Source organism: Devosia lacusdianchii, assembly GCF_022429625.1.
Taxonomy (GTDB): Bacteria; Pseudomonadota; Alphaproteobacteria; order Rhizobiales; family Devosiaceae; genus Devosia; species Devosia lacusdianchii.
This window is the reverse complement of sequence record NZ_CP092483.1, coordinates 763,696-784,278: the sequence shown is the minus strand read 5'-3', so window position 1 is coordinate 784,278 and position 20,583 is coordinate 763,696. Positions and strand designations below refer to the sequence as shown.

Here is a 20,583-nt window from a genome sequence, read left to right as displayed (position 1 = left end):
TCGTCAGGCCAGGATGCCGATATAGGTTCCGAAGGGCTCCAGATCGATTTCACCATCGATGACCGCGGCGATGACGCCGGGGCAGCCGGCATCTGCCGGGGCCAAACCGACCGGCACGGCGAATTCAGCCGAATTCTCGCCCATGTTGAACACGCAGAGCAGGCGCTCATTGCCACCGGCGCGGATGAAAGCCAGCACGTCGCCGGTCGATTGCAGCAGTTCGATGGAGCCCTTGGCCAGCGCCGGATGCGCTTTGCGGAAGGTCAGCAGCGCCCGGTAGAATTCGAGCACCGAACCGTCCACCTTATCCTGGGTATCGACAGCGTGGAGCAGGTGCTCGGCCGGCACTGGCAGCCAGGTCTTGTTGGCGGTGGAGAAGGCGCCGTTGGCGGCGTGGGCCTGCCAGACCATCGGCGTGCGGCATCCGTCGCGGCCCTTGAACTGGGGCCAGAACTCAATGCCATAGGGATCGACGAGGTCTTCAAAGGCCAGTTCGGCCTCCTTGAGACCCAGCTCTTCACCCTGATAGAGGCAGACCGAGCCGCGCATGGCGAGGATCAGCGTGGCTGCCAGGCGCGTGAAGGCCGATTCCTGCCCATGCACGGCCCAGCGGCTGACATGCCGGACCACATCGTGGTTGGAGAAGGCGAGGCAGATCCACCCGTCGGGTGCGCCGGCCTCGGTATCGGCAATGGATTTCTTGAAGTGCTCGGCGGAAAATTCGCCGCCAAGATAGTCGAACGTATAGGCCATGTGCAGCCGATCGTCGCCCGACGTGTATTGGGCCATGACTTCGAGCTGGTGCTGGCTGTCGCCGATCTCGCCGACCGTGGTCTTGCCGGGATATTCATCCATCAAGGCGCGCAGGCGCTTCAGGAAGTCGAGGTTTTCCGGGCGCGACTTGTCGTAGAGGTGTTCCTGGAAATTGTACGGGTTCACCGCCGGAGCCGTCGAGGCATTGAAGTCTTCGGGCTTCACCACCGGATTGGACTCGAGGCCGGTGGAGTGGAAGTAGAAGTTCACCGTATCGAGGCGGAAGCCATCGACGCCGCGCTCGAGCCAGAAGCGCATGTCGCCCAGCAGGGCCTCCTGCACTTCCGGATTATGGAAGTTGAGATCGGGCTGGGAGACCAGGAAATTGTGCATGTAGTACTGCATGCGCCGGCTATCCCACTGCCAGGCGGAGCCGCCGAAGATGGAGAGCCAATTGTTGGGCGGGGTGCCATCGGGCTTGGGGTCGGCCCAGACATACCAATCGGCGCGCGGATTGGTGCGGGATTGGCGTGATTCCGCGAACCAGGAATGTTTGTCGGACGAATGGCTGATCACCTGGTCGATGATGACCTTGAGGCCCAGCGAGTGGGCTTTCTGCACCAGGCGATCGAAGTCTTCCAGAGTGCCGAAGCTGGGATCGATACCGCGATAATCGGAAACGTCGTAGCCGAAATCTTTCATCGGCGAGGTGAACACGGGCGACAACCAGATGGCGTCGACGCCCAGATCGGCCACGTAATCCAGCCGGCTGGTAATGCCCACCAGATCGCCCACGCCGTCGCCATTCTGGTCCTGGTAGGAGCGCGGATAGATCTGGTAGATCACCGCGCCGCGCCACCAATCCCTGTCAACGGCTGGTTCGGCCGTGATTTTCGGCTCGGTCATCAGGGGCGTAGCTGTCATGGCGATCTCCAGGGGCGGAATGGCACCAGTTAGCGCGGGGGCGTGGGCAGAAGCAAGGCGGTGCCGGCGCAGCGCTGCCCCGCGTCCCTCACCGGCTGTTGTGCAGCATGCCCTGGAAGGCGCGGTAGCTCGATTTGGGCGTACGCTTCTGGGTTTGGTAGTCGACATGGACCAGGCCGAAGCGCTTGTTGTAGCCTTCGGCCCATTCGTAATTGTCGAGCAACGACCATGCGAAGTAACCGCGCACATCGGCGCCCTGCTCGCGGGCAGCGAGCACGGCCTTGAGGTGCTCCTCGTAGTAGCTGACACGACGCGGGTCGTCCCCGCCCTCGACCTCGGCCATGCCGTTCTCGGTCACGTAGAGTGGGATCTTGGTGTAATCGTTGGAGACGCGAACCAGCAGTTCGCTCAGGCCCTTGGGGTAGATTTCCCAGCCCATCTCGGTCTTCTCGAGGTCACCTTTGACCTGCTCGATCGGGTTGCCATTGGTGCCGGCCTTGTAGATGCCGCGAGTATAGTAGTTGATGCCGAGCCAATCGAGCGGGCGCGAGACCACTTCCATATCGCGCTGATAGTCCTTGGGCAGGTTGTCGCCGAGCCAGTTGGTGACCACCTCGGGATATTGCCCCTTGAGCACGCCGCCGAGATACCAGCGGTTGAACAGGGCGTCGCCCAAATCCAGGGCGGCAAGGTCTTCCGGCTTATCGCTGGCGGCTTCGGACTTCTCGAGATTGAGCACTATGCCTAGGTTCTTGGCGCCGTTGGCGCGCAGGGCGTCTATGGCAGTGCCATGGGCAAAGAGAACGTGGTGCATGGCGCGGGCGGCCGCCCGAATATCACGATAGCCGGGGGCGTGAATGCCGAGGAAATGGCTGAGGAAGGCGACGCACCAGGGTTCGTTGATGGTGGCGGTGGCATCGAGACGATCGCCGAACTTCTGGGCGACGAGCGCGGCATAATCGCCGAACCAGCCGGCGATGTCGCGATTCATCCAGCCGCCTCTGTCCTGCAGGGGCGACGGCAGGTCCCAGTGATAGAGCGTGGCAAACGGCTTGATGCCGCGTTCGAGCATGCCGTCGATGAGGCGGTCGTAAAAGTCGATGCCGGCCTGGTTCACGGCGCCGGTGCCTTCCGGAATGAGCCGCGGCCAGGCGAAGGAGAAGCGGTAGCCGTCAAATCCGCCGTCGCGGATCAGGTCGAGGTCCTGCGGCCAGAGCTCGTAATGGTTGCAGGCAGTGCGGCCGGTATCGCCATTGTGGACATTGCCCGGCGTAGCCGAGAAGGTGTCCCAGATAGAGGCGCCGCGGCCATCGCCCTGCCCGCCCTCGATCTGATAGGCGGCGGTTGCAACGCCGAAGGTGAAACCGGGACCGAAATCCTTGCGTGCGATCGAAAACATGGCAGCTCCTCTGGCCGGCATTTCGCCGTGTTTGGTTAGCCAGATAACCCAGGGCGCCCGGTTATGCAATCGATTGCGGAAAGTCGATATCAGGCCTTGAGGCGCGGGGTATTGGCCAAAATCCTGCGGGCAATGGCGCGGAACGCCTGGGCCTCCGGGCCGTCCGGAAGCTCTGCCACGGGGGGCCGACCGGCGTCGGAGCCCTCGCGGATCGACATCACCAGGGGAATGGCGCCGAGGAACGGCATGCCCAGATCAGCGGCGGCCCGTTCGGCGCCGCCGCTGCCGAAAATGTCGTAGCGCTTGCCCGTATCGGGGGCGATGAAATGGCTCATATTCTCGACGAGACCCAGCAGCGGCACGCCGAGGCGGCGCAGCATGTCGATGGCCTTCTTGGCATCGATCAGCGCCAGATCCTGCGGCGTGGAGACGATGATGACACCATCGATCACGGCCTGCTGGAACAGCGAGATGTGGATGTCGCCGGTGCCGGGCGGCAGGTCAATGACCAGGATATCGAGGGTACCCCAATCGGTTTCGCGCAGAAGCTGGCGCAGGGCCGAGGTCGCCATCGGGCCGCGCCAGACGACGGCCTGATCCTTGACCAGCATGGAGCCGATCGACATGGCCTTGAGGCCGAAGGCGTCATGCGGGCTGAAGATGCCATCTTCGCGCACGGCGGGTTGGCCTTCGAGGGCCAGGAGCTTGGGAACGGAGGGGCCGTAAAGATCGGCATCGAGAATGCCGACGCGCAGGCCTTCGGCTTGCAAGGCTAGGGCAATATTGACGGCGGTGGTCGACTTGCCGACACCGCCCTTGCCCGAGCCGATGGCGATGATGTGCTTGATGCCGGGCACGGATGTCTTGCCCGGGGGCACGGGCTTGCCATGGGAGAAACTCGGCCCCGCAGGCGGCTTGCCTGACGTGAGCGACACCATGACCTTGCGGGTGCCGGCGACCTTCTGGGTGGCGGCAATGGCGGCTTCGCGCGCGGGGCCGAAGGCGGCTTCCATGCCTGGCGCGACAGCAATGGCGAAGGCCACAGCGCCTGGTGTGACGATAATTTCGGAGAGACCCGCATAGCTGGCCAGATCACCGCCACCGGGTATCTCGACGGCGGCGAGGGCGGTTTTGATGGCGGCAGCGAGTTCGGTATCGGCCATGGGCGGCTTTCGGTGGGCGCGATGGCTTGCCAACCGCCGTGTCATTCCGGCGCAGGCCGGAATCCATCCTGATACCTAGCCGCGCACCAACATCTCAGGATGGACCCCGGCCTGCGCCGGGGTGACATCGCGTGTGTGGCAGGTTCGGAGCGGTCCTTAGAGGATCGACTGACCCGTCGCTTTCCAGTCCTTGAGGAAGCCTTCGATGCCCGAATTGGTCAGCGGGTGGTTGGCCAGCTTGCGGATCACGTCGGGCGGAATGGTGGCGACATCGGCACCGGCCAGCGCGACCTGGGTCACGTGGTTGGGCGAACGGATCGAGGCAGCCAGGATTTCGGTGTCGAAGGCATAGTTGTCGTAAATCTGGCGGATGTTCTCGATCAGCTCGACGCCGTCGAGGTTGATGTCATCAAGGCGTCCCAGGAAGGGCGAGATGTAGGTCGCGCCGCACTTGGCAGCGAGCAGGGCCTGGTTGGCCGAGAAGCACAGCGTGACATTGGTCTTGACGCCGCGTTCCTTGAACGTCTTGGTGGCCTTGAGGCCGGCCAGGGTCAGCGGCAGCTTGACCACGACGTTTTCGGCCAGCTTGGACAGCACTTCGCCCTCGGCGATCATGCCGTCATACTCGAGCGAGGCGACTTCGGCCGAGACCGGGCCGGGTACGATCGAGCAGATTTCCTTGACCACTTCCTTGAAGTCGCGGCCCGATTTGGCGATCAGCGACGGATTGGTGGTGACGCCGTCGAGGAGGCCGGTCTCATAGAGCTCCTTGATGTCCTTGATTTCCGCAGTATCGACGAAGAACTTCATGGTTCCCTCCTAAATTCGTGTTCTGGCGTGGCCGCTTAGCCAAGGTGTAGCACGGCAAAGCCGCGCTGCAAGGTCATTCGGCAGTGGCTATTTGATGGCCGCGAGCATGGCATCGGCCAGTTCGCCGACGCGATCTTCCGGGATGCCGGCAACATTGATGCGACTATCACCAATCATATAGATGCCGTTGGCGGCTTTTAAATGTTCGACCACCGTGTTTTCGAGCCCCAGCAGCGAAAACATGCCGCGGTGCGCGGCAATGAAATCGAAATCCTTGGAATTCGAACGCTGGCGGATGGCCTCGCTGAGCTTTTCGCGCAGGCGGATCATGCGACCGCGCATGGTGTTGAGCTCAGTTTCCCATTCGGCGCGCAGTTCGGCGTCCTCGAGGATGGTGCGGATGATCTCGGCGCCATGATCGGGTGGCTGCGAGTAAGCTCCGCGGATGATGTTGAGGAGCTGCGAGTGCGTGACATCGGCCTGTGCCGCATCACGCGCGATGAGGATCGCTGCGCCGACACGCTCGCGGTAGAGGCCGAAATTCTTCGAGCCCGAGAAGGCGATGAGCGCTTCCGGCACGGAGGCGATCACCTTGCGCGTGCCATATGCATCCTGCTCCAGGCCATCGCCAAAGCCGAGATAGGCAAGATCGATGAAGGGCAATGCGCCAGTGCGCGCGAGGCTGGCCGCGACCTGGTCCCACTGGGCGTTGGTGAGGTTGGCGCCGGTCGGATTGTGGCAGCAGCCATGCAGCAGCACGACATCGTCCTTGCCCAATTTATCAAGTGCGGCAAGCATTTGCTCGAACTTGACGCCGCGGGTCTCGGTGTCGAAATAGGGATGCGTCTTGACCACGAGGCCGGAATTCTCGGCAATCGGATTGTGGTTGGGCCAGGTCGGATCGGAGACCCAGACATTGGTGCCGGGCCGGGCGCGATTGACCAATTGCATCAGCACCCAGAGCGAGCCGGTGCCGCCGGGGGCCTGCGCGATGCGGACCCGCGAGCGGTCAACGCTATCGGCCAGCGCGAGGTCGAGCACGGCCGCGCCGTAGCCCTTGTTGCCGGCAATGCCGAGGTAGGTCTTGGTCTTGCCTTGCGACAGAATGCGCTGCTCGGCCTTTTTGACCGAGGACATGATCGGGGTGGTGCCCTGCTCGTCCTTATAGACGCCGACACCGAGGTCGATCTTGGTGGGACGCGGATCAGCCGCGTATTCGCCCATGAGCGCCAGGATCTTGTCGCCGGGGGCCTTGGTGAGGGTCTCGAACATGTCAGGAGTCGTTCCGGTGGGAAGGCGGGATGTTTATAGGCGGCGGCGGTATTTTTGCAATGAGAAGAAAGGCGCTGAAGCGGTGTGCAAACTCAGCGTGTCACGCCCGCACGATCAAGTTCGGCAATCAATTGCGGGATGATCTGGAAGAGATCGCCAATCAGCGCCACGTCGGCCAGCTTGACCAGCGGGGCTTCGGGGTCGGTGTTGATGGCAACGATCTTCTTCGCGCCCTGGATACCGGCGACATGCTGGAGGGCGCCTGATATGCCGATGGCGATGTAGAGATCGGGGGCGATGATCTTGCCGGTCTGGCCGACCTGCCAGTCATTGGGGGCATAGCCCGCATCGACCGCAGCACGAGTAGCGCCGATGGCAGCGCCGAGCTTTTTGGCAAGCTGCTCAATGAGTTGGAAGTTCTCGGCAGAGCCGAGAGCTATGCCGCCGCCGACCACGATCTGGGCGGTAGCGAGGTCGGGCGTGTCACTTTCGGTGCGATGCGAGGCGATCAGCCTAGCGGCCGAAGCGACCGCGCCATCGATGCTCTCGATCGGAGCGGCGTTGCCTGACGCGGCGGCGCGGAAGGCCGAGGCTCTGACCGTGAGGACGTGGCGCGGTTGATTGTCGGTAACGGTCTGGATGGCGTTACCGGCATAGATCGGGCGATCGAAGCTGCCGGGGCCGTGAATGGCGACGATGTCAGTCACCGGCATCAGGTCGAGTTTGGCGGCCAACCGGGGCATCACATCCTTGCCAACGCTTCCGGCGCTCGCGACCACATACTGATAACGGACTGCCAACGTTTCGAGCAGCGTAGCGAGGCCATCTGCTACTGCATTGCCGCTTGCCACCAGTACTTTGGCGACACCCGAGAGTGTGGATGCGGACCTGGCGATGGCGGTGGCGTCATCGGCGACAACAAGCACATCGACCGGACCCAATGCGCTCACCGCGCTGACGACGCGGGCGGTGGCGGGCGAGAGGGCGCCAATATCATGATCAGCGAGGACCAGAACGCTCATCACAGCGCCTCCATTTGCGACACATCGGAGGCGATGAAGCCGGCGAGTTCTGCGACCGAGCCGACAGTCCTTCCCGCCACACGTTCAGCCGGCGGGGATACTTTTTCGATCACAAGGCGCGGGGCGAGATCGACGCCGAATTCGGTGGCGCGGCGAACAGCCAGCGGCTTGGAGCGGGCTTTCATAACCATGGGCAAAGCGGCGTTGCGCGGGGTATTGAGGCGGAGGTCGGCGGTGACGATAGCGGGCAGCGGGATGGCGATGGTTTCGCGGCCGGAATCGATCTCCCTGGTAACCTCGAGTCCCTGCCCCACGACCTTGATCTCAGACGCGAAGGTGGCCTGGGGACGATCGGTCAGCGCGGCGAGCATCTGGCCGACGTGATTGCTGTCGTCATCGACGGCTTGCTTGCCGAGCAGCACGATATCGGGATTTTCCTCAGCGACGACCTTTGCCAGCAGCTTTGATATGGCCAGGGTTTCGAGCTCGGCGTCTGTCTCGATCAGGATGCCGCGATGGGCGCCCATGGCGAGGGCGGTGAGGATGACGTCATTGGCGGTCTTGGGACCGATGGAGACGACGACGATTTCGTCGCCGTGACCGGCCGCCGAAAGCTGCACCGCCGCTTCGACGGCATGCTTGCAGAAGGGGTTCATCGACATGCGGACGCCAGTGGTCTCGACGCCTGATCCATCGGGGCGGACGCGGATGCGCACGTTGTGATCGACGACGCGCTTGATGGCGACCAGGATTTTCATCAGCAACTCCGGCAAGTTGGCGGTGTCATGACAAAAACCGGGTGTACGGGCAAGCCGCGCAGGGGGAAATTTGGGCTAGGTAGCGGGAAGAATTGAGAAAAGGGTGCTGGCGGGTCGAGCGGCGTAGCGCGCTCCTCAAACTCGATCGTCACCCTCGGGCCCGACCCGAGGGACGGCCAGTGATGGTCAGATCAATGACGGCCCCTGAGACGGAAAACCATGCTAGTGTTGACCTTACCGATTGGGACAGCGACACTGACCCAGAATCGACTGCTTCGGACCCAGACATGCCCGTTATCAACCGCATCGCCGAATTTGCCGACGAGATCGCCGGGTGGCGACAAGACTTTCATGCCCATCCCGAAATCCTGTTCGACGTGGTGCGGACGGCGGGCGTGGTGGAGCAGAAGCTGCGGGATTTCGGCTGCGACGAGGTAGTGACCGGGCTGGGCCAGACTGGTGTAGTCGGCATCATCAACGGGCGCAGCAACAAGAGTGGACGCACGATCGGACTGCGCGCCGATATGGATGCCCTGCCGGTGACCGAGAAGACCGGCAAGGACTACGCCTCGACCGTGCCCGGAAAAATGCATGCCTGCGGACATGACGGGCATACCGCCATGCTCCTGGGCGCCGCCAAATACCTGGCGGAGACACGCAATTTCGACGGGCGGATCGCGGTGATCTTCCAGCCGGCGGAAGAGGGCGGTGGTGGCGGCAAGGAAATGCTGAAAGACGGGCTGGCCGAGCGCTTCGCCATCGACGAATTCTACGGCATGCACAATTGGCCGGGCATGCCGGTGGGCCATTTCGGCATCCGCAGCGGCGGCATCATGGCGGCGACGGACCGTTTCTACATCGACATTATCGGCAAGGGCGGCCATGCGGCGCGGCCGCAGACGACGGTCGATCCGATCATCGTGGCGGCCAACATGATCGTGGGCCTGCAGAGCATCGTGTCGCGCAATGTCGATCCGCTCGCCAGCGCCGTGCTATCGGTGACGATGCTGGAGGCCGGCGAGGCCGACAATGTCATTTCGCGAACCGCCAAGATTACCGGGACGGTGCGAACGCTGGACGGGGCGGTGCAGAACTTGATCGAGCAGCGGCTGGGTGAGTTCGTGCCGCAATTCGCGGCGAGTTTCGGCGCCGAGGCGCAGATGCGCTATGCCAGGGGATATCCGGTGACGGTCAATTCGCCCGAGCAGACGGCGTTCGCGGCGACGGTGGCCGCCGAGGTTGCCGGAGCCGAGCGCGTCGATGCAGATGCCCCACCATCGATGGGCGGCGAGGATTTTTCGTTCATGCTGGAAGCGCGGCCAGGAGCCTATATCTTCCTCGGCAATGGGGACAGCAGCGAGCTCCATACCGATACATATGACTTCAACGACGCTGCCATCCCGGTGGGGACGAGCTATTGGGTGCGGCTGGCGGAGCGGGCGTTACCCGCTCAGTGATCCCCCCTTCTCCAAAGGAGTATGGCCTGCGCGCGCCGCCCAAGGGTAGGCTCGCCTGACCTTCCGTTGAACGCGTCAGGTCGTCCCTCTCGCGCATGGGGAAGGAGACGGCGATTGTGATGAGACTTATGCCCCCTCTCTCCAAGCTCTACCCACCCATCCTCACTGTCGTCATCTCCGCCATAGGTGGTGGGGTCGCGACCTTGCTCAATTTGCCGGCAAGCTGGTTGATGGGTGGGGCGCTGGCGGTGACGGGAGCGGCAATGGCGGGGCTGCCGGTGGGGCTACCGAGCTGGGCGCGGGACGTGGCGTTCGTGCTGATCGGCATGTCGATGGGCGCCAGCGTGGCGCCTGACAGCCTGAGCCTGATCGCGAGCTGGCCAGTGAGCCTGGCAGCGCTGGTGCTGGAACTGATCCTGATCACCTCGCTGACCGGCTGGATGCTGGCGCGGTACTTCAGGCTCGATCCGGGGACGGCCTATCTCAGTTCATTTCCCGGTCACCTGTCGTTCATCATGGGGATCGCCTCGGCAGGCGTGGGCGATGCGCGGCAGATCGCCATCATCCAGGTGATCCGCATCCTGATGCTGACCATCTGCGTGCCGATCGGCGCAGTGTTCCTGCCGATCGATCATTTCGACCCGCCGGTCGCCACCAGCCTGTTGACCACGTGGGAATTGCTGGCGCTGGCGGCTGGCTGCGTGGCCGCCGGACTGCTCTTTGTCAGGCTCAAGGTGCCGGCCGGCTTCGTGCTCGGTTCGATGGCGGCGGCGACTGCCGCCAAGCTGGGCGGGCTTTATACTGGCGCCATTCCGGGGCCGCTGGTGATCGTGACCTTCGTGCTGACCGGCGCGCTGATCGGGTCACGCTTCGCCGGGATCACGCGCAAGGAATTCATGACCGCGGCCAAGGGCGGCGTGATCGCCACGGCGATGACGGTGGGCATCGTGTCGCTGAATGCGTGGCTTGTGAGCCTTGTGGTCGATATGCCCTATGGGCAGATCTGGCTGGGCCTGTCGCCTGGAGCTCTCGAAGGCATGGGCGCGCTGGGCATTGCGCTGGGCTATGACACAGCGTTTATCGCGGCACACCATGTCATCCGGCTGCTGCTGCTGAGCTTCGCGATCCCGACGGTGGTCGTCTTTATCCGCCGCCGCGAAAGACGCAACGCCGGCTAACCGGCGCTTTCGGCGACGTCCTTGAGGCCTGCCAGGGTGGTGGTCCATGTGGCGCGCATGCGCTCGGCGGTTTCGGCGTCGGGGTTGTTCTCATGAGTGATGGTCAGGCGTGTGCCCGTGCTGCTGGGCGTCAGTTCATAGGTGATGGGCTGGTAGCTTTCGGGAACATCGGGCAGGCCGCCGACCGAGCTGTAGAAATCGAGGGTCAACAGCCGCGGTGCTTCGATGGCCAGGATGTCGCCACGGTCCTCATAGGGCTTGCCGTCCCATTCGCCGCGGAAGTAGACGCGGCCACCGACTTGCCAATCGGCACGCATTTCGGTGCCGAACATCCACTGCTTGACCTTGGCCGGGTCCGTCAGTGCCGACCAAACGACCGCCGGCGGGGCGACGATTTCAGTGCTGACAATGGCTGTGGTCGCGTCGGTCATGATAAGCTCCTCGTTGGACACCGAACTTAGCCTGGCGCGACCACAGCCAATTGCAAAAACCCGCAAAAACGTTCGCCGAAAAGACCGAGACGATGCCGGGTATTCTCTACCCCGAGGATGCGGCGCGCAGCTATGCGGTACGCCGGTTCGAGCCTACGGCACGACTGGCGCCGTTCGTCGAATATTACTGGATGGTCGACTGGCACCTGCCCGAGGGGCAGAGTTACGCGACCGAGCTGTTGCCACAACCTCGGCTGAACCTGGCATTCACGCTGGAGCGCGGCTGGGTCACTGGCGTGACCACGAGCCGTTACACTTACACGGTCAGCGGCTCGGCCAGCGTCGTCGGCATCATGTTCCGTCCCGGCGGCTTCCGGCCGTTTCTGGGGCACGCCGTCGCCGAATTGGTTGATCGGACGATCGAGGCCGAGACGCTGTTCCCGCGGGCAGATGCGGCCTGGCGGCAGGCCTTGCTCGCGACCAACGATCCGACAGCGATGCTCGATATGGTGGAGGCCCTGCTGGCGGGCGATGGCCTGCCCGAGATTGACGGCAATGTCGCCACGGCCAGCCGGATCGTTAGCCAGATTCAGCAGGACCGTTCGATCGTCTCGGTGGGCGCGTTGGCCGAGCGCAGCGGGCTCAGCGAGCGTACGCTGCAGCATCTGTTCCAGAATCATGTCGGGGTTCGGGCCAAGTGGGTGATCCGACTCTATCGGTTGACAGAAGCTGCCCGGCTGGCGACCGAGGAAACTGATCCGAACTGGACCCGCATTGCTCATGAGCTGGGCTATACCGATCAGGCCCATTTCAGTAACGACTTCCGCAACGTGGTTGGGCGCTCGCCGGTGGATTATATGCGCAATGCGCGTCAGTCGCCGGATGCAGGATCGCCGGCGTGAGGCCGCCACAATTGCTCGCGATAGCTAGCCGCAACAGGAGATTCTGACATGTTCATCCGGACCAGTTTCTGCGCCGCCGGCCTCGTGCTGCTGACGGCCTTCCCGGCGCAGGCCGCCTTCTGCACCGATGATCGCGGCATCGTCACCAATTTCAGCATCCAGATCGGCAAGCCGTTTACCGAGCAGGAGCTGAACGAGTTCGACCTGATGCGCCTGCGCCAGGAGGGGGTGGATGCCACCCGCGTCGAGCGCTGGAACGGCTGCATCCGCGCCTTCGTGCGCAAGCCGGAAGGCGGGGAAGAGATGCAATTCTACGATCCGAACACGTTTGAGCGCGTGCAGTAGGCATCTAGTCCTTGTAGCTGACCTTGGCCCGGGTCGACGCCGGCAGGGCGACGAAGGCGTAGCCGTTGGCACCCAGTTTCAGGGTCTTGCCAGCAAGCGCCGCGTTCTGGGACACGGGTTCGAGCTCGATGCCCGAGGCGATGCCGCTGACCGTGACTTCGCGCGGGTCAGGGGAGAGGTTGAAGACGCAGAGCAGGCTGTGGTCGCCGGCGACGCGGCGATAGGCCAGGATCGGTTCAGCGGTCTTTTCGAATTCCACGCTACCCTCGATCAGCGCCGCGTGGGCTTTTCGCCAGGCCAGGATGGTGCGGTAGAAGCCGAGCGTCGAGGTTTCGTCGCCGTTCTGCGCCGCGACATTGAGGGCCGACTGAGCCGGCTTGACCGGCAGCCAGGGCGTGCCCGAGGTGAAGCCATTGGGGGCCTCGCCCTCGTCCCACGGGATCGGCGTGCGGCAGCCGTCACGGCCCTTGTCTTCCGGCCAGAAGCGAATACCGCGCGGATCGGTGAGTTCCTCGAACAGCAGATCGGTTTCCGGCAGGCCGAGTTCTTCGCCCTGATAGAGGCAGACCGAGCCCTTGAGGCTTAGCACCAGTGCAGCGGTCTGGCGGGCGAGTTCGGCGGGTGAGCGGCTATGAGCAGCCCAGCGGGTCATATGACGCGGCACGTCATGGTTGGAAAAGCTCCAGCACGGCCAGCTATCGGGACCGGCTTTGAAGAATTGCTCGATGCGGGTGCGGAAATGGGCGGCGGTGAATTCGGGGCCGAGGAAATCGAAGCCGTAGCACATATGCAGCGTATCGCCGCCTGAAGTGTATTCGGCCATGAGCTGAACGGATTTGTGGCTGTCGCCGACCTCGCCGACCGAGGTGGTGCCGGGGAATTCGTTGAGCAGGGAGCGGACGCGGCGCAGGAAGTCGACGTTTTCCGGCTGGCTCTTGGAGTAGCGGTGCTCCTGCATGTCGTAGGGATTGACCGCGTAGGGCAGATGCTCGTGGCGCTTGTTGGGCGGGTTCGAGCGCAGCTTCCTGTCGTGAAAGTAGTAATTCACGGTATCGAGGCGGAAGCCATCGATGCCGCGCTCGAGCCAGAAGCGCATGACATCGAGCACGGCCTGCTGCACTTCGGGATTATGGAAGTTGAGGTCGGGCTGGCTGGCGAGAAAGTTGTGCAGGTAGTACTGCCCGCGCGTCGGGTTCCACTCCCAGGCGCGGCCGCCGAACACCGCCGGCCAGTTATTGGGCGGAGAGCCATCGGGGAGCGGATCGGCCCAGGCATACCAGTCGGCCTTGGCATTGGTGCGGTTGAGGCGGGATTCCTGGAACCAGGGATGCAGGTCCGAGGTGTGACTCACCACCTGATCCATGATGACCTTGAGGCCCCTGGCATGGGCCTGTTCGACCAGACTGTCGAAATCGTGCAGCGAGCCGAAAAGCGGATCGACGTCGCGATAGTCGGAGACGTCATAGCCCATATCAGCCTGGGGCGAGCGGGTGATGGGCGAGAGCCAGATACAATCGACGCCGAGGCTGACGATGTGATCGAGCCGGCGGATAATGCCGGGCAGATCGCCGATGCCGTCGCCATTGCTATCCTGAAACGAACGCGGATAGACCTGATAGATCACTCCGCCGCGCCACCACTCACCCATGCCGGTCTCCTCATTCATCGATGCCGACGCTAGCCCTTTGTGGGGCCGGAGGGAATCGCCACATGATGCAGGTAGGCCGTGCGAGAAAGGCAGGACGATGACGATATCGACAGCGTTGCTGATTGACCACAAGGACGCCATCGAGCCGCTGTCCGCGCTGTTCGAGAGCGAATGGCCCGATTGGTACAATGCGCGCGGGGCTTCGGCGCGGACCGACCTGAGCGAGCGGATGCGGCGGGACGGGTTGCCGCTGGGCATCGTGGCGCTACAGGATGGCGTGGTGGTGGGCACCTGCGCACTGACAGCGAGTTCCGGCGGGCTGGTAACCGAGCGATCGCCATGGGTCGGCGGGCTGGTGGTGATGCCGCAGGTGCGGCGGCGCGGCGTGGCCAAGGCGTTGCTGGGCCGGGCGAAGGCGGAGGCGCTGCGGCTGGGGCATCGGCGGCTCTACGCGCTCACGGCGGATGCGGTGCACCTGTTCGAACAGCAGGGGTGGACGGCGGCAGACGTGATCCTGATGAGCGGAGAGCCGCATCGGATATTCGTGATCAACAGCTGAGCGTGTCGAAAACCGATGAGCTCGCTCGTCGTCTCAGCAACGAGCACAGGAGACTCATGATGGCACAGGTATTGCGCGCAGCGGACCGGACGCCGAGCGAGAGCCGGACGATCAGATTTGAGGGCACGGCCTATGGCACGGACATCTCGTTCTTTGCCGTGGACAATGATCCGGGTCAGGGACCGGGGCTGCATGTCCATCCCTACCCCGAGACGTGGTTCGTGCAATCGGGCCGGGCGCGGATCGTGGCGGGCGAAGAGACGTTCGAGGCCGGACCAGGGGATATCGCCGTGGTGCCGGGCGGGGTACCGCACAAATTCATCAATATCGGCGATGGCCGGCTGGTGGTGTTCTGCGTGCACCAGGCTGGGACCATGGTGCAGGAGAATTTGGAGTGAGGCCTCAAAACGCTCAGTCGACCTCCCCTCCCCCTTGCAGGGAGGGGTTGGGGTGGGGGTATGCTGAGCTATGTCCAGAGACCGTTCTCGCCAACTTCGCAGAGACCAAACGCCAGCGGAGCGGCGTTTCTGGCAAATCGTCTACACGTTCAGAAAGACGGGGTTCCATTTCCGCCGGCAAGCGCAGATCGGCCCCTACTACGTGGACTTCGTCTGTCATCACGCCGCGCTTGTTGTCGAGATCGACGGCGATACGCACGGAACAGACGAGGCCATGGCCTATGATGCAAGGCGAACGACTTACCTGGCGGGGCGCGGCTATTCCGTGCTGCGATTTACCAACAATGATGTGCTTGGCAACGCGGAGGGCGTCTTTGCCGTGCTCAGCGCCGCGCTGAGAGATCGCACCCCCACCCCAACCCCTCCCCGCAAGGGGGAGGGGAGCCCGACTGAGAGTTTTGACTAAACCACAGCGCTGATCAGCGGTTCTCCGGCGAAATGGGCTTCGAGGTTGGCGACGAGCAAGGCGCCCATGGCGTCGCGAGTCTGGTTGGTGGCGCTGCCCTGGTGGGGGCTGAGGACGACGTTGTCGAGCGCGAGGAAGCCGGCGGGAACGGCAGGCTCGTTTTCGAACACGTCGAGTGCGGCGCCGCCGAGGCTGCCGGATTGCAGCAATTCGAGCATGGCCGGCTCGTCGATCAGGGTGCCACGGGCAACATTGACCAGCATGCCCTTCGGACCGAGCGCTTCGAGAACGTCGCGGCTGACGATGCGCTCGGTGCCTTTGCCGCCGGGCGCGATGATGACCAGCCAGTCGCTGTCGCGGGCCATGTCGACGAGGTTGTCGTAGTAGACATGCGGCTCGGTGGGTTGGCGCTTGCGGCCGTAATAGACGACGCGCATCTTCATGGCCTGGGCCCTGACGGCGATCTCCTTGCCGATGCGGCCGAGGCCGAGAATGCCGACGGTCTTGCCGGTCAGTTCGGAGAAGAGGCCCATATTGGCCGACGGCCACTTGCCCTGGCGGACATATTGGTCGCCCTGCGGGATGCGGCGGGCCAACGCAATCATGAGGCCGATGGTGAGCTCGGCGACGGCGTCGTTGAGCACGTTAGGCGTGTTGGTGACGCGGATATTGCGGGCCTTGGCGGTCTTGGTGTCGATATTGTCGTAGCCGACGCCGAAGCTGGCAATAATTTCGAGATTGGGCAGCGCATCCATCAGATCAGCCTGCACGCCCGAACCCGCATGGGCGCGAATGCGGGCGCCATTGGCCGCCAACCAGGCCTTGGGGTCGGCCTGCTCGTGCAGCTTGTGGACGGTATAGCGTTCGGCGAGGGCCGTCTCACAGCTATCGAGCAGCTTGCCGGTTTGCAGAATCTCGATGGCCATGGGAACTCGCAATATCTGGAAGGGGTTGGCTAGGAATAGCCGCCCCTACCATTCAAGTCGACCCGCCCTCAGCAAAAAGCCGGCGACCGGCTTGCCGCCGCCTCATAAAAGTGTAGCAATGTGAAGGCGATGGGACGAGCCGTATTACCACTCGGAGCATAATGGGCGACAAACCGCCGTTCGACGAAATGTATAATGCGGATGGCAGCGTCCGCGAACCTTATCGGGCCCTGGCCCAGTGGCTCGAAGAACAGCCGGACAAAGCGCTGACGCTGATGCAGTCGGACGCCGAGGCCATCTTCCGCAAGCTCGGTATCACCTTTGCCGTCTATGGCTCGGAGGAGGGCACCGAGAAAGTCATCCCCTTTGATGTGATACCCCGCATCATTTCGGCGATGGAATGGCGGCGGCTGAGCAAGGGGATCGAGCAACGGGTCAAGGCGCTCAACGCCTTTCTCTACGACATCTACCATCGCCAGGAGATACTGAAGGCCGGGCGGATTCCGGCCAAGCTGATCCTGCAGAACGCCGCGTTCTGCCCGGAGATGATGGGGCTGGAGCCGGCCAAGGGCGTCTATGCCCACATTATCGGCGTCGACATCGTGCGGGTCGGGCCGGACGAATTCTATGTGCTGGAAGACAATCTGCGCACGCCTTCGGGCGTCAGCTACATGCTGGAAGACCGCGAGGCGATGATGATGCTGGCGCCGGACCTGTTCCAGCGCAGCAAGGTCGCGCCGGTCGAGACCTATCCGGAAAACTTGCGGCGGACGCTGGAAAGCGTAGCGCCTGCTGGCGCGGGGTCATCGCCCAATATCGTCGTGCTGACGCCGGGCATCTACAATTCGGCCTATTTCGAACACTCGTTCCTCGCCGACCGGATGGGCGCGACGCTGTGCGAGGGGCCCGATCTCTTTGTCGATGGTGGCAAGGTCTATATGCGGACCACGACCGGGCCCGAACGGGTGGACGTGATCTACCGGCGCATCGACGACGACTATCTCGATCCGCTGACCTTCAAGCCCGAATCCATGCTGGGCGTGCCTGGGCTGTTTAATGCCTATCGAGCCGGGAATGTCACGCTGGTCAACGCGCCAGGCACGGGCATTGCCGACGACAAGGCAGTTTACACCTACGTGCCTGAGATCATCGAGTTCTATCTCGGCGAGAAGGCGCTGCTGCAGAACGTGCCGACCTATAACTGCACCGACGAGGAGCAGCGCCACTGGGTGCTCGATAATATCGGCGACCTGGTGGTGAAGGAGGTTCACGGCTCGGGCGGCTATGGCATGATGGTGGGGCCGACCTCGTCCAAGGCCATGCATGCCGAGTTCCGCCGGAAAATCGAGGCGCGACCGGACAATTACATTGTGCAGCCGACGCTGGCGTTGAGCACCTGCCCCACTTACGTGAACGCCGGCATCGCCCCGCGCCACGTGGATTTGCGGCCCTATGTGCTTATCGGTGACGAGGTGCGGATTACCCCCGGCGGCCTGACGCGCGTGGCGCTCAAGAAGGGCTCACTGGTGGTGAATTCCAGCCAGGGCGGCGGCACAAAAGATACGTGGGTGCTGGAAGATTGATGATGCAGTCGCTCTCCAGCAATCCGCGTTTGTGGCCCTACCCCCTCCCACCCTCCCCCTTCAAGGGGGCGGTGCAGGGCTACGGTTTTGACGAGATCGTACCGCAAGCTCCGGGCAGCACCTCCCCCCTTGTGGGGGAGGCTGGGAGGGGGGTGGCCACCACCCCGATCTCCCCATGAGCATGCTCGGACGCACCGCACAAAACCTGTTCTGGCTCTCCCGCTATGTCGAGCGGGCAGAAAACATGGCGCGGCTGCTGGAGGCGGGGTATCGGATGAGCCTCACCAGCCGGCGTGAAGGCGGGGCCAGCGAGCATCTGATGTCGATGATGCAGGCGGCGGAGGTCGACGAGGACTTCAACAAGAAGCACACGACGCCCGATGTCGACACGGTCGCCCATTTCATGATGTTCGACCCTGATAATCCGAGTTCGGTATTTGCGTGCCTGCAGGCGGCGCGCACCAATGCGCGCTCGGTGCGCACGGCGATTACCAGCGATATGTGGGAGAGCATCAACAGCGCCTGGCTCGAATTCAGCCAGATCAAGCCGCGCGACGTGCGTGGGGCGAAGCTCTTGGGCCTTTTGGAATGGGTCAAGCATCTCAGCCACGAGTTCCGCGGGGCGCTGCTCGGCACCATCCTGCGCGATGACGGGTTTGCGTTTCTGCAAGCCGGGAACTTCATCGAGCGGGCGGACAATACGGCCCGCATTCTCGACATGAAATATTACGTGCTGCTGCCGCGCGCCAAGATGGTGGGCGGCGATCTCGACATCCAGCAATGGACGCTGATCCTGCGGGCGGCATCCGCCCATCGCAGCTACCGGCACGTCTATCACGACCGCTACAAGGCCCATAACATCGCCGATTTCCTGATCCTGCGGCCGGAAATGCCGCGATCACTGATCTTTTGCGCCCGGTTCCTCGAACAGACGACGGAAACGCTGGCGGAGTTCTATGGCAAAAAGCAGAGCTGCAACGAGGCTGCGGGGCAGTTGCGATCGATGGTGGAGGGCACGACCATGGACACCATCTTCGCCCATGGCCTGCACGAATTCCTGACCGAGTTCATCGCCCGCAACAACCGCGTGTCGAATGCCCTATCGGAGAGCTACAACTTTTACTGATGCGTATTTCCATCCGCCATGAACTGAGCATCACACCCCCGCCCGGCACGGCCCATGCGGTGCTGCAATTGCTGTTGACGCCGCAGAGCGGGCCGACGCAGAAGGTCGAGAGCTGGAGCGTGGAAATGCCCGGCATCGGCAATGCCGGACGGTTCAGCGATGCCTATGGCAATACGGTGCATCTGGTGAACCAGAGCAAGCCCGAGGGCGTGTTGCAGATCATCGTCAAGGGCGCGGTGGAAACCACCGACAGGCATGGCGTGCTTGGCCGGCCCGGCGGCGAGCCGGTGCCGGCGCTCTATCGGCGGGTCACTGCGCTGACCAAGGCGCCGGTGGCGCTTTACGGCAAGTTTCGCGGCAGCAAGGAAAGCCGCCTCGATATCCTGCACGGGCTGATGGCACGGGTCGGGGAAACATTGGGTGTGGCCGAAGAGGGCCAGGTGCAGACGCAGATGGCCGCCGATGGCTCGCAGTCGCAAAGCCAGGGTGGCGACAGCAAGCCCCTGCCCCCGGCCAGCGACTATGCCCATGCCTTTATCGGCGCGGCGCGAGCGCTGGATATCCCGGCGCGCTACGTCACCGGGTATCTGGCCGAGGCCGAAGACGGGCAAGCCCCGTTTCATGCCTGGGCCGAGGCGTTCGACGAAGGGCTGGGCTGGATCGGCTTCGACCCTCTGCTGCAATTGTGCCCGACCGACCGGCACGTGCGGCTGGCCGCAGGACTCGATGCGCTGGGTGCGCAGCCGGTGCGCGCCGTGCCCGCCGGCGATGGAGTGAAGACGGTCGATGTGGATGTGTCACGGCACGACTAGGCATGCGCGCTAGAACAGCACGCCGAAATTGTTTGCGGTGTGGGCCGCAATGGCCGGCCATAGACTACCGGTTCGATGACGTAGCAAGCCACAGACCAGGCCGGTGAGAAAGACCGAGACCATTGTCGTCGCGTCAGACATTGCCGCCAGCAACACCCGACCCGGAAAATGGATGGCCAGGAACGCGATGGCCGTAACGCCGATGGCAATAGCGGGGCGCCAAATCTGAGCCAGCCGGGTCTGGATGGCGCCCCTGAACACCAGTTCCTCGACTGCTGCCGCGACTATGATCCAGCCAAGCTCGACGGGCGGGAGCGATGCCAACTGGCCAATGGAGCCCACAACCTGCACACGCAGCAGGTTACACCCCACCACAATTACCAACGCCAAGGCACTCCACATGCCAGCGCGGGCAGTGAAAGGGGCAAGACCAAGCCAGTTGGCCGGTTCTTGCGGGTGCTGCCACCACAGCCAGGCAATGACGGCGGCACACCAATAGAGGGTGCGGTATCAGGGTTGGGCGGCCTCGGGAACCGGGCCAAGCTGCCAAACCAGGACGACCGAAGCGATCCAGCCGGCGGCGAAAATGGTGACGAACAGGACGAGTGATCCGAGAGACCGCGCGTCGGACATATGGCAGCCCCGATGGGT

At 63.3% G+C, this 20,583-nt stretch carries 22 protein-coding genes; 10 read left to right on the top strand and 12 right to left on the bottom strand.

Going from position 1 to position 20,583, the window contains the following annotated elements; genetic code table 11:
• Positions 1 to 3: 3 nt before the first annotated feature.
• From bglA to MF606_RS03810, 7 genes are all read right to left on the bottom strand, one after another.
• A complete protein-coding gene (bglA, locus tag MF606_RS03840) occupies positions 4 to 1,677 on the bottom strand; it encodes a beta-galactosidase BglA (protein WP_240232336.1) in 1,674 nt (557 codons plus the stop codon).
• Positions 1,678 to 1,765: 88 nt separating this feature from the next.
• Positions 1,766 to 3,076: a GH1 family beta-glucosidase gene (locus MF606_RS03835; protein ID WP_240232335.1), complete on the bottom strand. Its 1,311-nt coding sequence runs from the start codon at positions 3,074 to 3,076 to the stop codon at positions 1,766 to 1,768.
• Positions 3,077 to 3,165: 89 nt separating this feature from the next.
• Entirely contained in the window at positions 3,166 to 4,239 is a 1,074-nt protein-coding gene (locus MF606_RS03830; RefSeq protein WP_240232334.1) for an Mrp/NBP35 family ATP-binding protein, read from the bottom strand.
• Positions 4,240 to 4,395: 156 nt separating this feature from the next.
• The gene (gene fsa / locus MF606_RS03825) at positions 4,396 to 5,049 is read right to left on the bottom strand and encodes a fructose-6-phosphate aldolase (RefSeq protein ID WP_240232333.1); all 654 of its coding nucleotides are present in this window, start codon (positions 5,047 to 5,049) and stop codon (positions 4,396 to 4,398) included.
• A gap of 87 nt (positions 5,050 to 5,136) precedes the next feature.
• The gene (locus MF606_RS03820; protein ID WP_240232332.1) at positions 5,137 to 6,321 is read right to left on the bottom strand and encodes an amino acid aminotransferase; all 1,185 of its coding nucleotides are present in this window, start codon (positions 6,319 to 6,321) and stop codon (positions 5,137 to 5,139) included.
• 92 nt (positions 6,322 to 6,413) lie between these two features.
• Positions 6,414 to 7,343 carry an electron transfer flavoprotein subunit alpha/FixB family protein gene (locus tag MF606_RS03815; RefSeq protein WP_240232331.1) on the bottom strand — a complete coding sequence of 310 codons (930 nt, stop codon included), beginning with the start codon at positions 7,341 to 7,343 and terminating at the stop codon, positions 6,414 to 6,416.
• The gene (locus tag MF606_RS03810; RefSeq protein ID WP_240232330.1) at positions 7,343 to 8,101 is read right to left on the bottom strand and encodes an electron transfer flavoprotein subunit beta/FixA family protein; all 759 of its coding nucleotides are present in this window, start codon (positions 8,099 to 8,101) and stop codon (positions 7,343 to 7,345) included. Before MF606_RS03810 ends, MF606_RS03815 begins: the two co-directional genes overlap by 1 nt.
• A 287-nt stretch (positions 8,102 to 8,388) precedes the next feature.
• On the opposite strand from MF606_RS03810, the gene MF606_RS03805 reads away from it, so the two are divergent.
• Both MF606_RS03805 and MF606_RS03800 read left to right on the top strand, forming a co-directional pair.
• A complete protein-coding gene (locus tag MF606_RS03805) occupies positions 8,389 to 9,558 on the top strand; it encodes a M20 aminoacylase family protein (protein ID WP_240232329.1) in 1,170 nt (389 codons plus the stop codon).
• A gap of 119 nt (positions 9,559 to 9,677) precedes the next feature.
• Positions 9,678 to 10,736 (top strand): AbrB family transcriptional regulator, encoded by a 1,059-nt coding sequence (locus MF606_RS03800; RefSeq protein ID WP_240232328.1) that lies wholly within the window; start codon positions 9,678 to 9,680, stop codon positions 10,734 to 10,736.
• Here MF606_RS03800 and MF606_RS03795 read toward each other — a convergent pair.
• On the bottom strand, positions 10,733 to 11,167 hold the full coding sequence (locus tag MF606_RS03795; RefSeq protein WP_240232327.1) for an SRPBCC family protein: 435 nt from the start codon (positions 11,165 to 11,167) through the stop codon (positions 10,733 to 10,735). The genes MF606_RS03800 and MF606_RS03795 overlap by 4 nt on opposite strands.
• A gap of 92 nt (positions 11,168 to 11,259) precedes the next feature.
• On the opposite strand from MF606_RS03795, the gene MF606_RS03790 reads away from it, so the two are divergent.
• The gene (locus MF606_RS03790) at positions 11,260 to 12,069 is read left to right on the top strand and encodes a helix-turn-helix domain-containing protein (protein ID WP_240232326.1); all 810 of its coding nucleotides are present in this window, start codon (positions 11,260 to 11,262) and stop codon (positions 12,067 to 12,069) included.
• A gap of 48 nt (positions 12,070 to 12,117) precedes the next feature.
• Positions 12,118 to 12,414, top strand: coding sequence for a hypothetical protein (locus MF606_RS03785; RefSeq protein WP_240232325.1), 297 nt, complete (start codon positions 12,118 to 12,120; stop codon positions 12,412 to 12,414).
• A gap of 4 nt (positions 12,415 to 12,418) precedes the next feature.
• Here the strand turns inward: MF606_RS03785 and MF606_RS03780 are convergent, their stop codons facing one another.
• A complete protein-coding gene (locus MF606_RS03780) occupies positions 12,419 to 14,062 on the bottom strand; it encodes an alpha-glucosidase (RefSeq protein ID WP_240232324.1) in 1,644 nt (547 codons plus the stop codon).
• Positions 14,063 to 14,159: 97 nt separating this feature from the next.
• On the opposite strand from MF606_RS03780, the gene MF606_RS03775 reads away from it, so the two are divergent.
• From MF606_RS03775 to MF606_RS03765, 3 genes are all read left to right on the top strand, one after another.
• Positions 14,160 to 14,621: a GNAT family N-acetyltransferase gene (locus MF606_RS03775; RefSeq protein ID WP_240232323.1), complete on the top strand. Its 462-nt coding sequence runs from the start codon at positions 14,160 to 14,162 to the stop codon at positions 14,619 to 14,621.
• Positions 14,622 to 14,677: 56 nt separating this feature from the next.
• Positions 14,678 to 15,019 (top strand): cupin domain-containing protein, encoded by a 342-nt coding sequence (locus MF606_RS03770; RefSeq protein WP_240232322.1) that lies wholly within the window; start codon positions 14,678 to 14,680, stop codon positions 15,017 to 15,019.
• Between the two features lie 70 nt (positions 15,020 to 15,089).
• Positions 15,090 to 15,485, top strand: coding sequence for an endonuclease domain-containing protein (locus MF606_RS03765; protein ID WP_240232321.1), 396 nt, complete (start codon positions 15,090 to 15,092; stop codon positions 15,483 to 15,485).
• Here the strand turns inward: MF606_RS03765 and MF606_RS03760 are convergent.
• Positions 15,482 to 16,411 carry a 2-hydroxyacid dehydrogenase gene (locus MF606_RS03760; RefSeq protein ID WP_240232320.1) on the bottom strand — a complete coding sequence of 310 codons (930 nt, stop codon included), beginning with the start codon at positions 16,409 to 16,411 and terminating at the stop codon, positions 15,482 to 15,484. The genes MF606_RS03765 and MF606_RS03760 overlap by 4 nt on opposite strands.
• A gap of 161 nt (positions 16,412 to 16,572) precedes the next feature.
• Here MF606_RS03760 and MF606_RS03755 point away from each other — a divergent pair, with 161 nt between their 5' ends.
• The 3 genes from MF606_RS03755 to MF606_RS03745 all read left to right on the top strand — a co-directional run bounded on the left by MF606_RS03755 (position 16,573) and on the right by MF606_RS03745 (position 19,932).
• Complete coding sequence (locus MF606_RS03755) at positions 16,573 to 17,994, top strand: circularly permuted type 2 ATP-grasp protein (protein ID WP_240232319.1); 1,422 nt, start codon at positions 16,573 to 16,575, stop codon at positions 17,992 to 17,994.
• 175 nt (positions 17,995 to 18,169) lie between these two features.
• On the top strand, positions 18,170 to 19,120 hold the full coding sequence (locus MF606_RS03750) for an alpha-E domain-containing protein (RefSeq protein ID WP_240232318.1): 951 nt from the start codon (positions 18,170 to 18,172) through the stop codon (positions 19,118 to 19,120).
• Positions 19,120 to 19,932 (top strand): transglutaminase family protein, encoded by an 813-nt coding sequence (locus tag MF606_RS03745; RefSeq protein WP_240232317.1) that lies wholly within the window; start codon positions 19,120 to 19,122, stop codon positions 19,930 to 19,932. The genes MF606_RS03750 and MF606_RS03745 overlap by 1 nt, the downstream gene beginning before the upstream one ends.
• Positions 19,933 to 19,941: 9 nt before the next feature.
• Here the strand turns inward: MF606_RS03745 and MF606_RS03740 are convergent, their stop codons facing one another.
• Both MF606_RS03740 and MF606_RS21600 read right to left on the bottom strand, forming a co-directional pair.
• Positions 19,942 to 20,322, bottom strand: a complete 381-nt coding sequence (locus tag MF606_RS03740; RefSeq protein WP_240232316.1) for a CPBP family intramembrane glutamic endopeptidase — start codon at positions 20,320 to 20,322, stop codon at positions 19,942 to 19,944.
• Positions 20,323 to 20,442: 120 nt separating this feature from the next.
• A complete protein-coding gene (locus MF606_RS21600) occupies positions 20,443 to 20,565 on the bottom strand; it encodes a hypothetical protein (RefSeq protein ID WP_275693122.1) in 123 nt (40 codons plus the stop codon).
• Positions 20,566 to 20,583 lie beyond the last annotated feature (18 nt).

Excerpts from the sequence above, each read along its gene's own strand:
- MF606_RS03770 (WP_240232322.1), top strand. The coding sequence starts at position 14,678 with ATGATGGCACAGGTATTGCGCGCAGCGGACCGGACGCCGAGCGAGAGC.
- fsa (WP_240232333.1), bottom strand. The coding sequence starts at position 5,049 with ATGAAGTTCTTCGTCGATACTGCGGAAATCAAGGACATCAAGGAGCTC.
- MF606_RS03765 (WP_240232321.1), top strand. The coding sequence starts at position 15,090 with ATGTCCAGAGACCGTTCTCGCCAACTTCGCAGAGACCAAACGCCAGCG.
- MF606_RS03760 (WP_240232320.1), bottom strand. The coding sequence starts at position 16,411 with ATGGCCATCGAGATTCTGCAAACCGGCAAGCTGCTCGATAGCTGTGAG.
- bglA (WP_240232336.1), bottom strand. The coding sequence starts at position 1,677 with ATGACAGCTACGCCCCTGATGACCGAGCCGAAAATCACGGCCGAACCA.
- MF606_RS03800 (WP_240232328.1), top strand. The coding sequence starts at position 9,678 with ATGAGACTTATGCCCCCTCTCTCCAAGCTCTACCCACCCATCCTCACT.
- MF606_RS03795 (WP_240232327.1), bottom strand. The coding sequence starts at position 11,167 with ATGACCGACGCGACCACAGCCATTGTCAGCACTGAAATCGTCGCCCCG.
- MF606_RS03775 (WP_240232323.1), top strand. The coding sequence starts at position 14,160 with ATGACGATATCGACAGCGTTGCTGATTGACCACAAGGACGCCATCGAG.
- MF606_RS03755 (WP_240232319.1), top strand. The coding sequence starts at position 16,573 with ATGGGCGACAAACCGCCGTTCGACGAAATGTATAATGCGGATGGCAGC.
- MF606_RS03750 (WP_240232318.1), top strand. The coding sequence starts at position 18,170 with ATGAGCATGCTCGGACGCACCGCACAAAACCTGTTCTGGCTCTCCCGC.
- MF606_RS03815 (WP_240232331.1), bottom strand. The coding sequence starts at position 7,343 with ATGAGCGTTCTGGTCCTCGCTGATCATGATATTGGCGCCCTCTCGCCC.
- MF606_RS03810 (WP_240232330.1), bottom strand. The coding sequence starts at position 8,101 with ATGAAAATCCTGGTCGCCATCAAGCGCGTCGTCGATCACAACGTGCGC.
- MF606_RS03785 (WP_240232325.1), top strand. The coding sequence starts at position 12,118 with ATGTTCATCCGGACCAGTTTCTGCGCCGCCGGCCTCGTGCTGCTGACG.
- MF606_RS21600 (WP_275693122.1), bottom strand. The coding sequence starts at position 20,565 with ATGTCCGACGCGCGGTCTCTCGGATCACTCGTCCTGTTCGTCACCATT.
- MF606_RS03830 (WP_240232334.1), bottom strand. The coding sequence starts at position 4,239 with ATGGCCGATACCGAACTCGCTGCCGCCATCAAAACCGCCCTCGCCGCC.
- MF606_RS03805 (WP_240232329.1), top strand. The coding sequence starts at position 8,389 with ATGCCCGTTATCAACCGCATCGCCGAATTTGCCGACGAGATCGCCGGG.
- MF606_RS03820 (WP_240232332.1), bottom strand. The coding sequence starts at position 6,321 with ATGTTCGAGACCCTCACCAAGGCCCCCGGCGACAAGATCCTGGCGCTC.
- MF606_RS03780 (WP_240232324.1), bottom strand. The coding sequence starts at position 14,062 with ATGGGTGAGTGGTGGCGCGGCGGAGTGATCTATCAGGTCTATCCGCGT.
- MF606_RS03790 (WP_240232326.1), top strand. The coding sequence starts at position 11,260 with ATGCCGGGTATTCTCTACCCCGAGGATGCGGCGCGCAGCTATGCGGTA.
- MF606_RS03835 (WP_240232335.1), bottom strand. The coding sequence starts at position 3,076 with ATGTTTTCGATCGCACGCAAGGATTTCGGTCCCGGTTTCACCTTCGGC.
- MF606_RS03745 (WP_240232317.1), top strand. The coding sequence starts at position 19,120 with ATGCGTATTTCCATCCGCCATGAACTGAGCATCACACCCCCGCCCGGC.